This window comes from Candidatus Pelagibacter sp. (assembly GCF_052049835.1).
Taxonomy (GTDB): Bacteria; Pseudomonadota; Alphaproteobacteria; order Pelagibacterales; family Pelagibacteraceae; genus Pelagibacter.
This window is the reverse complement of sequence record NZ_JBNGZF010000017.1, coordinates 121,306-136,323: the sequence shown is the minus strand read 5'-3', so window position 1 is coordinate 136,323 and position 15,018 is coordinate 121,306. Positions and strand designations below refer to the sequence as shown.

The 15,018-nt window shown below is 31.1% G+C and carries 17 protein-coding genes; 3 read left to right on the top strand and 14 right to left on the bottom strand.

What is annotated here, in order from left to right:
• Together ACTT9R_RS07030 and xsc are read right to left on the bottom strand one after the other, a co-directional pair.
• Window positions 1–384, bottom strand: a complete 384-nt coding sequence (locus tag ACTT9R_RS07030; protein ID WP_440927286.1) for an SxtJ family membrane protein — start codon at window positions 382–384, stop codon at window positions 1–3.
• Entirely contained in the window at window positions 377–2,161 is a 1,785-nt protein-coding gene (gene xsc, locus ACTT9R_RS07025) for a sulfoacetaldehyde acetyltransferase (RefSeq protein WP_440927285.1), read from the bottom strand. The genes ACTT9R_RS07030 and xsc overlap by 8 nt, the downstream gene beginning before the upstream one ends.
• A 111-nt stretch (window positions 2,162–2,272) precedes the next feature.
• Here xsc and ACTT9R_RS07020 point away from each other — a divergent pair, with 111 nt between their 5' ends.
• From ACTT9R_RS07020 to ACTT9R_RS07010, 3 genes are read left to right on the top strand one after another with little or no spacing between them, the layout of a single operon-like run.
• Window positions 2,273–2,557: a UxaA family hydrolase gene (locus tag ACTT9R_RS07020; RefSeq protein ID WP_075504801.1), complete on the top strand. Its 285-nt coding sequence runs from the start codon at window positions 2,273–2,275 to the stop codon at window positions 2,555–2,557.
• A 4-nt stretch (window positions 2,558–2,561) separates the two neighbouring features.
• Complete coding sequence (locus ACTT9R_RS07015) at window positions 2,562–3,728, top strand: UxaA family hydrolase (protein ID WP_075485535.1); 1,167 nt, start codon at window positions 2,562–2,564, stop codon at window positions 3,726–3,728.
• Between the two features lie 16 nt (window positions 3,729–3,744).
• Entirely contained in the window at window positions 3,745–4,812 is a 1,068-nt protein-coding gene (locus tag ACTT9R_RS07010) for a YeiH family protein (RefSeq protein WP_440927284.1), read from the top strand.
• Here ACTT9R_RS07010 and ACTT9R_RS07005 read toward each other — a convergent pair.
• The 12 genes from ACTT9R_RS07005 to ACTT9R_RS06950 all read right to left on the bottom strand — a co-directional run bounded on the left by ACTT9R_RS07005 (window position 4,809) and on the right by ACTT9R_RS06950 (window position 15,009).
• Complete coding sequence (locus ACTT9R_RS07005) at window positions 4,809–5,888, bottom strand: TSUP family transporter (RefSeq protein WP_440927283.1); 1,080 nt, start codon at window positions 5,886–5,888, stop codon at window positions 4,809–4,811. The genes ACTT9R_RS07010 and ACTT9R_RS07005 overlap by 4 nt on opposite strands.
• A gap of 29 nt (window positions 5,889–5,917) precedes the next feature.
• Window positions 5,918–6,052, bottom strand: coding sequence for a hypothetical protein (locus ACTT9R_RS07000; RefSeq protein WP_440927282.1), 135 nt, complete (start codon window positions 6,050–6,052; stop codon window positions 5,918–5,920).
• A 67-nt stretch (window positions 6,053–6,119) separates the two neighbouring features.
• The gene (locus tag ACTT9R_RS06995; protein WP_145597456.1) at window positions 6,120–6,470 is read right to left on the bottom strand and encodes a hypothetical protein; all 351 of its coding nucleotides are present in this window, start codon (window positions 6,468–6,470) and stop codon (window positions 6,120–6,122) included.
• A 21-nt stretch (window positions 6,471–6,491) separates the two neighbouring features.
• Window positions 6,492–8,351 (bottom strand): adenylyl-sulfate reductase subunit alpha, encoded by a 1,860-nt coding sequence (gene aprA, locus ACTT9R_RS06990; RefSeq protein WP_075504797.1) that lies wholly within the window; start codon window positions 8,349–8,351, stop codon window positions 6,492–6,494.
• Complete coding sequence (gene aprB, locus ACTT9R_RS06985; protein ID WP_023853969.1) at window positions 8,351–8,821, bottom strand: adenylyl-sulfate reductase subunit beta; 471 nt, start codon at window positions 8,819–8,821, stop codon at window positions 8,351–8,353. Before aprB ends, aprA begins: the two co-directional genes overlap by 1 nt.
• A 33-nt stretch (window positions 8,822–8,854) precedes the next feature.
• Window positions 8,855–9,655, bottom strand: coding sequence for an adenylyl-sulfate reductase (locus ACTT9R_RS06980; protein WP_440927281.1), 801 nt, complete (start codon window positions 9,653–9,655; stop codon window positions 8,855–8,857).
• A gap of 105 nt (window positions 9,656–9,760) precedes the next feature.
• Window positions 9,761–10,159, bottom strand: a complete 399-nt coding sequence (locus ACTT9R_RS06975) for an HIT family protein (RefSeq protein ID WP_440927280.1) — start codon at window positions 10,157–10,159, stop codon at window positions 9,761–9,763.
• Between the two features lie 2 nt (window positions 10,160–10,161).
• A complete protein-coding gene (locus ACTT9R_RS06970; protein WP_440927279.1) occupies window positions 10,162–10,905 on the bottom strand; it encodes an aminotransferase class IV in 744 nt (247 codons plus the stop codon).
• The gene (locus tag ACTT9R_RS06965; RefSeq protein WP_440927278.1) at window positions 10,868–11,425 is read right to left on the bottom strand and encodes an aminodeoxychorismate/anthranilate synthase component II; all 558 of its coding nucleotides are present in this window, start codon (window positions 11,423–11,425) and stop codon (window positions 10,868–10,870) included. The genes ACTT9R_RS06970 and ACTT9R_RS06965 overlap by 38 nt, the downstream gene beginning before the upstream one ends.
• Window positions 11,422–12,636: a chorismate-binding protein gene (locus ACTT9R_RS06960; protein ID WP_440927277.1), complete on the bottom strand. Its 1,215-nt coding sequence runs from the start codon at window positions 12,634–12,636 to the stop codon at window positions 11,422–11,424. The genes ACTT9R_RS06965 and ACTT9R_RS06960 overlap by 4 nt, the downstream gene beginning before the upstream one ends.
• Entirely contained in the window at window positions 12,614–13,834 is a 1,221-nt protein-coding gene (locus tag ACTT9R_RS06955; protein WP_440927276.1) for an MFS transporter, read from the bottom strand. The genes ACTT9R_RS06960 and ACTT9R_RS06955 overlap by 23 nt, the downstream gene beginning before the upstream one ends.
• Window positions 13,831–15,009, bottom strand: a complete 1,179-nt coding sequence (locus ACTT9R_RS06950) for a trans-sulfuration enzyme family protein (RefSeq protein WP_440927275.1) — start codon at window positions 15,007–15,009, stop codon at window positions 13,831–13,833. Before ACTT9R_RS06950 ends, ACTT9R_RS06955 begins: the two co-directional genes overlap by 4 nt.
• Window positions 15,010–15,018 lie beyond the last annotated feature (9 nt).

Below are 15,018 nucleotides of genomic sequence, written 5' to 3'. Positions count from 1 at the left end.
TTAAAATTGATTTTTCATTTTACTTTTTGGACCATTTTTTTCAATCCAATAAGATTGGCTCTTATTATACTTTAAATTCAATACATCTTTTCCAAATAATCTCATTATTAAACCTATAGGAGTTACAACTAAGAAAAATATTATTCCCATAATCAGTGGAGAAATTATTTTACCCAATAACATCCCAAACTTAAACCAAAGCTTATTTAAAGGAGTTAAGATTTTAGAGTTAAGTAAGCCTAGAATTAAGAAGGATAAAGAAATTATTGACGACCAGATTCTTATCTCTTCACTATAGGTTAAGGGATATAAAGATATAAGCAAAAAAACTATAAAAAAAACAATACCAAAACTTCGATTTGAACTTATCTTAATATCATCCATTTAAAGATTTTTGAGGCTTCATATCTTTTTTATTAATACCAGCAACTCTAACAGGTTTTTTCATAGCATCTCTTCTAAAAGGTTCACCAAGTTCTTGATTTAGAATTACTTCTATAAAAGTTGTAATTCCTTTTTTTTGATCCTCACAAGATTGTTTGATTGCATTAGTCGTTTCTTCCATTGTTTTAACTGTAACGCCTTTTAAGCCACATGCATCTGCAACTTTAGCGTAACTCAACTCTGGATCTAGCTCTGTGCCAACAAAGTTATTATCAAACCAAAGTGTCGTATTTCTTTTTTCAGCACCCCATTGATAATTTCTGAAAATAACCATTGTGATTGCAGGCCACTCTTCTCTTGCACATGAACTCATTTCATTCATGCTTATTCCAAAAGCACCATCGCCAGCAAATCCGATAACAGGAGTATCCGGACAACCAATTTTTGCTCCCAATATTGATGGAAAACCATAACCACAAGGACCAAATAAACCTGGTGCTAAATATTTTCTTGGCTTTTCGAATGTAGGGTATGCATTACCTATCGCACAATTATTTCCAATATCACTTGATATAATCACATCATCAGGCATTCCAGCTTGAATTGCTCTCCAAGCTTGTCTTGGTGACATTCTATCTGCATCTCTTTCTCTAGCTTCTTTATTCCAAACTGTTCCTTCATCATCATCTTCATGATCTAAACTTGATAGTTTTTGTAGCCAAGCTGATTTAGTTTGATGAATTAAATCTTTTCGAGCTTCTCTATCAGTATCACCAGCGTTTGAGGGTAATCTTTCTAAAATTTGTTCAGCAACTAATTTTGCATCACCACTTATTCCAACTGTAACTTTTTTAGTTAAACCTATTCTGTCTGGATTAATATCAACTTGAATAATGTTTGCATTCTTTGGCCAATAATCAATTCCATAACCAGGTAAAGTAGAAAATGGATTCAATCTAGTTCCTAAAGCTAACACTACATCAGCTTTTGAAATTAATTCCATTGCAGCTTTTGATCCATTGTATCCTAGAGGACCAACGGCTAAAGGATGGCTTCCTGGGAAACTATCATTATGTTGATAACCTGAACAAACAGGTGAATCTAATTTTTCTGCAAGTTTTTTTGTAGCCTCGATAGCTCCTCCAATAACAACACCTGCGCCAGATAATATTACTGGAAACTTTGATTTTGATAATAAGTCAGCTGCTTTAGCTACAGCATCATTACCTCCCCCTTGTCTTTCAAGTCTTACAATTGGAGGAAGATCGATATCAATTACTTGACACCAATAATCTCTTGGAACATTAATTTGTGCTGGTGCTGATCCTCTTATAGCTTTTTCTATAACTCTATTTAGTACCTCAGCCATTCTTGATGGATCTCTTACTTCTTCTTGATAACAAACCATATCTTTGAATAAATTCATTTGCTCTACTTCTTGAAATCCACCTTGCCCCATTGTTTTGTTCGCTGCTTGCGGTGTAACTAATAAAAGAGGAGTATGATTCCAATAAGCTGTTTTGATTGGTGTTACTAATCCAGTAATTCCAGGTCCGTTCTGAGCAATGACCATTGACATTTTACCGGTAGCTCTTGTGTAACCATCAGCAATTAAACCACCATTTGTTTCATGAGCGACATCCCAGAAAGTAATACCTGCATCTGGAAAAATATCTGAAATTGGCATAAAGGCTGAACCGATAATTCCAAACGCATGTTCAATACCGTGCATTTGTAAAACTTTTACAAAAGCTTCTTCTGTTGTCATTTTTGTCATAAAACTAGAACCTCTCTAAAGTGTAATTATTCTATTTATAAAATTCGTTTGTTAATTTGTGCGATTAATATATAAGTTTTTACGAATTTCAAACAAACAAATCGACACGATATGGCAACTGATATAATCATACATGATAAAAAAGACAACGTAGGAGTAGTTGTTATTGAAAAAATCACTCCTAAACAAGACTGTGCTTGCTGGATAATGGAAGACGACAGTTCAACAAATATTCAATCCGTAGATGAAATACCTTTAGGCCATAAAATTGCAATGGTTGACCTTAAAGAGGGCGATACTATTTTAAAGTATGGTCACGATATTGGTAAAGTTGTTAAATCAATTAAAAAAGGTGAGCATGTACATGTTCACAATGTAAAAACAAAGAAGTGGTAATAGTATGGAAATCCCAAAGAGCTTTTTAGGTTATAAAAGAGAAAACGGCAGAGCTGGAACAAGGAATCATGTAATTATTTTGCCAGTTGACGACATTTCTAACGCATGTGCAGAGGCAGTTGCAAATAATATTAAAGGTACAATCGCTCTTCCTCATTCTTATGGAAGACTTCAGTTTGGTGCAGATTTGGAGCTTCATTTTAGAACAATGATAGGAACTGGATGTAACCCAAATGTTGCAGCGGTAATTGTTATTGGTATTGAGCCAAAATGGACAAAAAAAATTGTAGATGGAATTGCTAAAACTGGAAAACCAGTTGAAGGATTTCATATTGAACGTACAGGAGATATTGGTACAACAATGAAAGCATCAAAAAAAGCACAAGAATTTGTGATGTGGGCTTCAGAAAAACAAAGAGAAGAGTGCCCTTTAAGTGATTTATGGATTTCAGTTAAGTGTGGAGAGTCTGATACTACTTCAGGGCTAGCTGCAAACCCAACTGTTGGAAACTTAATGGACAAACTTGAACCATTAGGTGTTCATTTGTGTTTTGGTGAAACATCCGAATTAACTGGTGCAGAACAAGTTTGTGCAACTAGAGGAGCTACAAAAGAAGCGTCTGAAAAATTTATGAAAACATGGAGCTCTTATAATGACTTTATTTTAAAAGAAGCGACGGATGATCTTTCAGAAAGTCAACCGACAGCTGGAAATATAGCTGGAGGACTTACAACAATTGAAGAAAAAGCTTTTGGTAATTTTCAAAAAATTGGAAATTGTAAATTTATTGATGTTCTTGAACCAGCAGAAGAACCAACTAAAGGAAAAGGATTGTATTTTATGGATACATCCTCTGCTGCTGCAGAATGTGTGACACTTCAAGCTGCTGCTGGTTTTAATATTCATTTATTTCCAACTGGACAAGGTAATATCGTAGGAAATCCAATTGAACCTGTTGTTAAATTAACAGCTAATCCATTAACTGTAAAAGGTATGGGAGAGCATATTGATTGTGATGTTTCAAAAATTCTTTCAAGAGAAATGAATTTGTCTGAAGCAGGTGATGAATTAATTAAAACTACACTAAGAGTAGCAAACGGTAGATTAACTTGCGCTGAAGCTTTAGGTCATAGAGAATTTGTTATGACTAAACTTTACAGAAGTGCTTAATTAATTTTAGTCTTTCATGAAATTTAAAAAATACCTAGTTGTATTACCAGGTATTATATTGGCATTCGTTCTTTACACTTTATCTCAAGGTTTCAATAATATTCTTGGTATTGAGTTATTAGGCTATGAAAAAAGCCCAATATCTACTGCAATGATTGCTATTTTATTAGGGATGTTTTTCGGAAATATTTTTCAAATAAGAGAAAGTTTTTTAATAGGACTAGATTTTACACAAAAATATATTCTAAAACTAGGTATTATTTGTTTAGGTATTCAATTGAAGCCATTTGAATTTTTAGAATTCGGAACAATAGCGATTCCATTAATTATAATCTGTATAATCAGTGTGTTAATAGTAATTAAACTTCTTATTAAAAAATTAAAAATACCAACAAGAATGGCTTACTTAATATCTATAGGCAGCACTGTCTGTGGTACTACTGCAATAATGGCTACTGCTCCTGTTATTGGTGCAAAAAAAAACGAGGTTTCGTATGCAATTGCTAATATTACATTGTTTGGAATACTTTCGATGTTTATTTATCCTTATTTTGCTAACTTTTATTTTGAAAGTGAGCCATTATTAATAGGATTATTTCTGGGAACATCTATCCATGAAACCTCTCAAGTTGCAGCCGCAGGATTAATTTATGACCAGCAGTTTAATAGTCCTGAAACTTTAAATATCGCAACAGTAACGAAATTAATAAGGAATACCTTTTTGATTATCATGATCCCTTTATTTGCATTTCTTTATAATCGGGGAAAAACTACTGAAAAGAAATACTCAATAATAGATATTTTTCCTTACTTTGTATTAGGTTTTGTGGCCATGATAATAATTAGAAATTTAGGTGATCTAATGTACTTAAATAATTACAAATGGGTGGTTACAATTGAGGGTATTCAATTGTTCTCAAAAATATTTTTAACAATGGCGATGGCAGCAATAGGTCTTTCCACTAACTTAAAAGAAATTAAAAATATGGGTTATAAACCGTTTGTTGTTGGTTTTATAAGTATGGCAACTGTTGGTTTAGTTTGTATTACAACTATCGAATTATATCTAAATTATTTTAATTAAGATTTAACTAATAATTTTTTTCTAAAATTTGAAATAAATCGTCTTATAAAAGCAGCTCCAACACCTAAAATAATTGCAAACATAATTGTAAATAGTCCGTAAAAGAAAGGCATCTCTTTAGAAAAATCAATTATAAATTCAGAAAAGAAGTTTAAATCTGAACTAGTGGCTTTAGCAGTTCCATTTATAATTTTTTCTGCAAAAAAGGTATCGTATGCTATTGCTATACCCACTATCAGTAGTAAAATTGCTAATAAAGCTCTTAAACCAGAACTATCGATTCTTTCTCCTAATTTTTGCCCAACTTGAACTCCTATTATAGATCCTACAACTAACATAAGAACCAGAAATAAATCTATAGATCCATAATTAAATGAATGAAGAAAAGTAACAACCACACTTACAAAAATAGTTACAAACAAAGACGTTCCAGGAACTAATTTAGTAGGCATTTTAATTATATAAATCATTGCAGGAACTAAAATAAAAGCACCTCCGATTCCCATAATAGCTGCAATAAATCCAACTAATAGACCAATTATAATTGGTGTAAAAATACTCTCATATAATTTTGACTTTGGAAATCTCATTCTTAATGGAAGACCATGTATCCAATAATGAACATGTAATTTTTTTTTAACTACAACATTTCTTTTTGCTTTATCTATTTCACCTAAACTTTCAACTAACATCAAAGTTCCGATTATTGCTAATATATACATATATGCAAGAGAGATAACTGTATCAATTTTTCCAATACCTTTAAAATAAGTAAAAGTGTAAATTCCTAAAGAAGTTCCAACTACACCTCCAATCACGATCATTGAACCCATTTTATAATCTAAAGTATTTTTTAAATAATGCGTGGTAGATCCAGAAACTGAAGTAGCTAAAATATTATTTGCTTCATTAGCAACAGCGTATGCAGGAGGTATTCCTAAAAAAATTAGAAAAGGTGTCATCAAAAACCCACCACCAACACCAAATAAACCTGAAAGCACTCCAACAATTGCACTTAATAAAAGTATCTCGATAGGGTTAACAAAAACTTGAGCTATCGGTAAAAATACTTCCATAAAAAATTTAAAAGTTGTTAAAAAACAACTTAGTTAAAAGTAATAAAAGTTCCAACTAAAATCACTCCCCAGTAAGCTGTTAAGCTTGCTATAATTCCTGCTTTAATAAATGTAGTTTTAAAATTTGAGAGTTTGTTTATAATTTTTACGTTAGAAAGTAACATTTAATTCGTCAATACACCCACAACGAAATTTGTCAAACAATTATTTAAAAACTTGATAATCTTTTTTCTAATAGATCGTGGCTCCAAAAACCTTAACCGTATCGTCTTCTACACCTAAGACCAATCTCCCAAGAAACTCTCCTGGGATCTCTTTATTTGTTTGTTTGATCAGAACAGTTATGTGATCACCTCTTCTAAGGCAACCGAAAGGTTCAAAAGTCTCTTTAAGATTAGTAATTAGCTTATTATTAGCCCACTGTTTTCCAAGCTCTACTTCATTAGCGCCAAAAAGCATTTGAGTAGAGAAATCTCTAGTAAACCCCCCATAATCTTTGAGATTAGATGATTTAACTAAATTATCCCAAATAGGTTTGGCTAATTCATATATTTCATCATCTGATTTAGATAAAATATCCATTTCATTTAATTAAATTATTTATTACGAGGCTTTTTTCTTCTCGTTCTCATCCACTATATGGTAGACAGGAACTTTCTCCATACTAAATTTACCAGTTTTAGGATCTCTTCTAGAAACTGTTAAACAATGCCAATTTTCGTCATCAAGTTTCATATGATCACCTCTATAATAATAGCCTGGCCATCTAGTCTCTTCCCTAAATAATGTATGTTCTGTTACACACTGAGAAGTCAAAGCTCTGTGTTTTAATTCCCAAGCTCTCATAAGCTGGTGATAATCTTCAGCTCCAACATGCTCCAAATCCTCTTGAAGCCAATCTAACAACTCAAGTCCTCTTTTCAGCATATTACCATTGGTCATATAATTTGAAGTAATTCCACCAACATATTCATCCATAATTTTCTGTAACCTTTGAAGACCTTGGATTGGAGATATATAACTAGGAGAAACTGTTCCACCAGTGATCTCATTTCTTGCAACTGTGTAGTTTTCTAGTGGTTTATAAACTGCAGTTTTGAAATCCTCACACTGTTTATCTGAAACTTTAACCCCTTCGGCTTTTTTGTCTTCAATGTATTTAACAGCAGCTTTTGCAGCTAATCTACCTTCTGTAAAAGATCCAGACGAAAATTTATGGGCACTTCCACCTACTGTATCTCCTGCACCAAATAAACCGTCAATGGTTAGCATTCTGTTATAACCCCAGAAATATTCTGGTGGTGATAAATCTTCAGGGCCACTTACCCATGCACCAGAACAAGTAGCATGTGAACCCATTACATAAGGTTCAGATGTGGTCAACTCTGGATTTGTATATTTTGGATCAATGTTTTGAGATGCCCAAACAACAGCTTGACCCACAGTCATTCCTAAGAAATTTTCCCAGCCTACTGTTTCTAAATGTGGGTCTTGGAAAGCCTCAGTAGTTACCATATGGATTGGTCCACCACCTGCAGCCACTTCTTGAATAAATGCATGGTTTCTCAAGCAAGTTGGCGTTGGATGATGATCAATATATTCTCCAACTAACTCTTTAGTTTGGTCATACCATTTTTTTTCATAATTTTCGCCATTAGCATTTTGTGTGTATGTTTTTAAATGAAGAAAATACGCTCCAACTGGACCATATCCATCTTTAAATCTACATAATACAATTCTGTTTTCCATTTGAGTCATCTTCGCACCTGCTGCAATAGGCAATGCATATGCAGATCCATTACTCCATGGTGCATACCAAGTTCTGCCCATTCCTTCTCCAACTGCTCTTGGTTTAAAGATGTGTGAAGCTCCACCAGCTGCAACAATTACTGCTTTTGCTCTAAATACATGAAAATCACCTGTTCTCATATTAAATCCAACTGCTCCACCAATTCTATTATCTTGAGACTCGTCCATTAAAAGATGAGTAATCATTATTCTGTTATAAATTTTATCTGCAGATTTTTTTGCTGCCTCAGCAACAATCGGTTTGTAACTTTCGCCATGGATCATTATCTGCCATTTACCTTCTCTTAGGTATCTACCGGTTTCTTCATTCTTCATCATAGGCAAACCCCATTCATCAAACATATGAACTGTAGAGTCTACGTGACGAGCCATGTCATAACCTAAATCCTCTCTTACCATTCCCATCAAATCATTTCTCGCATATCTAACGTGATCTTCTGGTTGGTTTTCACCCCACTGCATTCCCATATAGCAGTTAATCGCATAAAGTCCTTGAGCAACAGCCCCACTTCTATCAATGTTAGCTTTTTCAACACAAACAATTTTCATGTCTCTGCCCCAGTGTCTTGCCTCAAAGGTAGCACCAGTTCCAGCCATACCTCCGCCAACAACTAATATATCGCAATCTTCGTAATGAGTTTTATGACTAGCCATTAATAGTAAACTCCTTTTTTGAAAGACTCTTTGGGTACAGTTGGAAGCTCTCCATCTATATTTAACCCCTCTGGTTCAGTGTATAATCTTTGTGAATTTATCTCTCCTTGGTTAGGTTTATCTCCATCAGCTAATTTAGGAATAAATTTTCCCCAAGGCTTAGTTGTAATTGGTGATACGAAATTTTTCTCAGTTCCATTTCTGAATTTAATTTTCCAAGAGATTGTCCCTTTTTCTTCTTCCCTTCTTACTCTAACGCTGTGTCCCATTGGAGCAAAGTCTGCATATCCTCTAACATCAATAGCGTGGTTAGGACAAGCTTTGACACAAGAATAACATTCCCAACAAAAGTTAGGTTCAATATTTTTTGCACGTCTAATGTTTTCATCGATATGCATTATATCTGATGGGCAAATATCTACGCAATGACCACAGCCATCACATCTTGTCATATAAACAAATGTTGACATATTATTCTCTCTCCTTTTTCAATTTTATCATAATTAATAATGTTTAGGTTGTTCTCTTTTAATACCTAAACCAAATTGTTCAGGTGCATCTGCAGGTGGTGGTAAATTATCTCTAGAACCATCTGCTTCAGCTAAATTCTTTTGTATTGCTGCACCAGGTTTATAAAACATGTGTGCAAACTTAGACCAATAAACTCCTCCAAATAAAACTAAGTTTGAAACTATAAATAAAACTAAAAATAAATTCGCATCCCATCTTCCCTCTAAATTTAAGCTTTGAAGATATGACCATATAAATCCTGTTAATGAAGTTGCAATTAATGCTAATACAAATAAATCTGCTTTAATAATTCTGTACCAAGGTTGCGCTTCAGAATAAACATCAACTCTTAAGAAGAACCAAAACCACGATCCACCCAAGATAGTCATTAAAGCACCTATGTGCCAGATCATTGGCCAAATAGTTGGCGTTTCCGCATTTGCTGATGAATAATAAAATATCATCACAACAGAGCCAACCCAAAACAATATAGTACCGTACATACCAAGAACATGTGCTACTCTTCTTTTGCCCGCCCCTAGTTCTGATGTAGTTCCGATGTCGTATGCAATTGTTTTTGAAACAACTGCAATTCTTTCACCAGTCGACAGTTCTTTAGTTGCATTTTTTTTTGCTTTCTTAGCGTTTTCAAAAAAATATTTCACATTCTTTTTATGAATAATGTCTAAAAGAGTGCCTGCAACAATTAATAAAACCATTAACACCACAAAACCTTGCATGACTATAGATGGAACTGTTTCAGCTAGAATTGAAAAAGGATTTGTTGCAAACATTTTTAATACCCTTGTAAAATAAAATTGAATTAATTTAAGGTTTTCTATTCTAGATATTTATAGAGTTCAACCAAAAGTATTGGTCAATTTGTCTTTAATAACAACTCAGAGTTTACGTTTGTAGTGTTGTTTGTTAGGAATCACTGATCTAACTCCGCCCTGAGGATTCTCCACATCTCCTTCTCTTCTGGGAATTAGATGAATATGACAATGCATAATTGATTGACCTGCAGATTTTCCAGCATTAGTGCCTATATTAAAACCTTTAACATTAGAATCTTGTTTTAAAATTTTTTCTTTAGTTTTTAAAATTAACTCATTGCATGCCTGAATTTCTTCTTTAGTAAGATCAAAGTATGTCTCTACATGTCTTTTGGGAACTATAAGACTATGAAATTCTGAGACAGGATAGCTATCTGTTGATGAATAAGCTAATTGATTTTCAAACTGGAGCTCTTCTTTTCTGATTTTGCAAAATATACATGGGTTATTTGGATCTTTCATTTTTAAACAAGAGAATTATATATTTTATTTAACTTAGTGTAGCAATTATTCTTTCTTCTCTTCCAATTAAGTTCGTTTATTTTTGAAACTGATTTTACTCCTTTACCAGATCCAATAAGAATTATTTCTTCATAATCATCAATTGATTTAATAAAAATATCTTTAAAATTAATTTTAATTTTCTTGCTTATAAATTTAAGTGTATTTCCAAAATAACAATTTTTTTTAGGTGAAAAAATTTTTCCATTTTTCACAAAAACTAAATTTGAAGTACCAGTTTCTAAAATCTTATCCTTTGCTACTAGAGCAATATCGAATTTAGTTGAGTCAACTTTACTTAATTTAGCTAATATTTTTTTATAATATAGATTTTTATAATGTGGCTCTACTCTTTTATATTTAAACAATAACAGATTAAAATTACTTTTTGGTTTTGGTCTTTTTCTAATTGAGACTGATATCAGTTTTTTATTTAACGCTATACGAAATAAATTATCAGGACCTTTGTATAGAGTATTTTTGTTAATTAAATCTTTAATTATGTTTTTTAAATTTTTTTTTCTTATTCCATATTTTTTTGTAGATTTTATTAAGTTCTCTATATGCGGTTGTAAAAGTATTAGCTTAGGAGGTTTTCCAACCATTCGCATTGTGGTGAATACACCTCTAGATCCCCAAAGATCTTTGAAAGTAACTTCTTTAAGATTACTAAGCTGATAAGATTTTTTTAATAATAGTATTGCCATTTTCTGTTAAAAAAGATTCTGGATGAAATTGAAATCCATATATTTTATTTTGATTATCCTCAAGGCCCATAGGTATTTTTGTTTTACTACATCTCATAGTTATTTTAATTGAATTCGATTTAAATGGCTCCATTAATTTTAATGAATGATATCTTCCAACTTTAAACTTTTGATTGCTTTTAAAGATTTTACTTTGATTATTTGTTTTTATTTTAGATTGAAATCCATGATAAATTTTTTTTTGCTGTATTATTTTGCCTCCTTCATTATATAAAATCATTTGATAACCAAGACAAATGCCAATAATTTTTTTCTTTCCTTTGTATTTTTTATAAATATTTGAAGTAGTAGGATAATCCTTTGGTGCTCCAGGTCCTGGTGATAAAACGATCACATCACTTTTATCAAGCAATTTATCATTTACTTCATAATAATTTGAACAAAAAACTTTATCAAATTTAGAAAATTGATGAACAACATTCCAAGTAAAAGAATCTTGATGATCTATAATGTAAATCATTTAAATAACTCCAATAAAGATTTTGCTTTAATATAATTTTCATTAAATTCTTTCCTAGAGGAACTATCTAATACTACTCCAGATGCAGCAGAGATCTCTGATTGATTTTTATAATTTAATATAGATCTAATTATAATATTAAACTTCATATCTTGATTAAATTTAATAAGTCCAAAACTTCCTGTAAAAATATTTCTACTTTCTTTTTCCTGATTATTTAAAAGTTCTAATGTTCTTATCTTAGGACAGCCAATTACAGATCCTCCCGGCATCATGGCTTTAATAATTTCGATAATTTTTGTATTTTTGTTTAATATTCCACCAATTGAGGTCACATAATGAAAAAGGTGCTTGTATTCCTCTACATATTTTTTTTTGAGTATTTTGACACTTCCGGGTTTACAAATTTTGGATAAATCGCTTCTTTCCATATCAACTATCATGTTGTGTTCTTTAGTTTCCTTCTCGTTATTTTTAAAATATTTTAGAGCTATATTTTTATTGGATAGTAATTTTTTCTTAAATGTGCCCGCTATTGGTTTTGTTATAATTTTATTTTTTTTCTTATCAATTAATGTTTCAGGAGAACAACTTACTATAGAATAATCCTTATCTTTTATCATAAATGACTCGGGAGATGAGTTAACACGCATTAATTTCCAAAAAAAATTAATAGGATTTATTAATGATTTATTCTTATATTTTGTACAAATTTTAATTTGATAAGTCTCACCCTCTCTTATTTTTTTTGAAAATAATTCAAATATTTTTTTATATTTTGCATAAGAAATATTTACCTTAAAAGGACTTAATATTTGAGTTTTGTTAAATTGATAATTGAATTTATGTTTTTTTTTATTTGATATAACTTTAATATCTTTTCTAATTTTAATTATAGTCTCGGGTTTATAAAAAATTCCTTTATAAAAGTTTATCCTTTTTTTATATTTTAAATTAATACCAATCAAATTACATAAAATTTCATAACCAAAAAATCCAAGATATAAATCTGTTTCTTTTTTATATTTTTTTTTCTCTAACGAATTAAGAAATTTATGTACATTTTTTTTTGTTAAAATAATTTTTTTTGAAAAATCTGTATAAATATTATAGCCATCATCTACTTTATAAATAATTAAAGGTTTATCCGATTGATACAGATCCTCTAGATAAGGGTTAAATTTAAACTTATGCTGGTTGAGTTCTTTCAATTGCTTTCTCTATTATAGGTAAATGTATCAGACCTGCAAAAATTGATAATGCGATAGATCCGTACCATGCATAATCAAAATTTCCATTTAACTCATAAAATACACCACCTAGATATGCACCTAGAAAAGAACCAATTTGATGGCTTACAAAAACTATTCCATATAACATTCCAACATATTTTGTACCAAATATGTGTGCAACAATTCCATTTGTTGGAGGAACTGTGGATAACCATAAAAAACCAAAAGTAACTCCAAAAACTATCGAGTTAAATATACTTGGTGGTAAGAAAATAAAATAAATTATAGAAACTCCTCTTAATAGATAAATGACACTTAAAATTTTTTTCTTACTATACCTTGTTGCTAAATAACCGCTGGTAATCGTACCAGCCATATTAAATACGCCAATCAAAGCTAAAACCATTGCAGGTGTCCAGTCAGGTAAACCTTTGTCTGCCATATAAGTAGGAATGTGTGTTGCTACTAAAGCAATATGCCAACCACAAACAAAAAAACCTAAAGTGAGATAAATAAAACTTTTGTTTGCAAATGCTTCTTTTAGAGCTTCTCTTGCTGTTTGATTATGATATTGATTAACACCTACAGGTATTTTTGGAGTACTAACAAACAAAGCTACCAATAATCCTAATCCTAAAAGAAGAGAAAAATATAAAAGAGTATTTTCCCAGCCTGTTTCAACTAAGGAATATCTTACAAGTAATGGTGATACAAAATACCCAAATGAACCTGCACACGTAACAATTCCTGTTGCAATAGTTCTATTAGATGCCGGAAAATGTTTGGCTACTACTGATACTGGGATACCTATTGCAGTAGAGCCTAAGCCTATTCCAATCATCACTCCTATAGTTAAAGTAAAATAACCTCCAGTATTATAGCCAGAATAAAAAAGCAAAACCCCAACTAGATAAAAAATAAAGCCAATAAATATTGCAACTGCTCCTCCATATTTATCAGTAATTATACCAAACAAAGGACTAAATACTCCCCAAAGTAATAACTGCAATCCCATAACAAAACCAAAATGAGAAATGGAAATATCTAAATCCGTATTAAAATCAAAATAAAATAAACCAAATGTCTGTCTTATTCCTAAGGAAATAATTACAACTATAGAAGCGGCAATTAAAGTGATTAATGCTTTTTTGCTAATAATAAAACTTTCTGAACTCATATTATAAATTTTAATGCCTGTTTTATATCATTTATTATATCTTTAGGATCTTCAAGTCCAATATGCATCCTTATTATATGTTCATCTTTGTTTACATGTGTAAATTGTCTCTTACCAAGTGCTTGGTGTGTTTGATAAAGTGCTAAGCTTTCAAAACCTCCCCAACTAAATCCATACCCAAAAAGTTTTAATGAATTTACAAATTTTAATACTGAGTTTTTATTTTTTGATTTAATTTTAAATCCTAATAAGCCCGAAGCTCCAGAATAATATTTTTTCCACAATTTATAATTTTGACTACCTTTTTTATATGGATAGAAAACTTTCGTTATTTTTTTTTGTTTTGATAAAAACTTTGAAACTTTTAAAGCATTTTCTTGATGTTTATCTAACCTTACATCTAAAGTTCTAATTCCTCTGAGAATTAAATATGCATCATCAGGACCTAGTCTTAACCCAGAAACTTTATTTGTTGCTTCGACTAATTTAAAAACTCTTTTACTTATTGCTAAACTACCTCCCATTACATCTGAATGCCCAGAATAATATTTTGTTGCAGAAACAATTGACATATCAAAACCTAACTTTATTGGTTTTAAAAAATAAGGTGTTCCCCAAGTGTTATCTATTGCTGTATAAATTTTATTTTTTCTTGCTAATTCAACTATTTTTGATAAATCTTGGAATTCAAAAGTGTTACTTCCAGGATTTTCAACTAAAATAAGTTTTGTTTTTTTTGTAATCTTGCTTTTAAGGTCGTTAATATCATTTGGATTATAAAATATAGCCCTAATATTAAATTTTTTTAGATATGTTTCTGTTAATAGTCTTGAAGGAGAATAGACAGAGTCTGTAACAAGTATTTCATCATCTGGTTTAACAACACTTAATACTCCAAGGAATATTGCACCAAAACCAGTGGGAGTTAGATAAACCTTATAACATTCTTCAATTTTTCTTAAAATTTGTTGTAAAGCATATGTTGTGGATGTTCCCTGTCGACCATAATCAAAATTTCCACTTACTGGATTTTTCAAATATTTATTTTGTGTTTTTTTAATATCCTGCATAGATTTAAAAATAATAGTAGAAGCTCTAACTACAGGCGGGTTTACTGACTGATTGTGAAAATCTTTAGCTGTATGCTTGAGAAATGTCTTAAAAGAATCACTCATAATTAAATT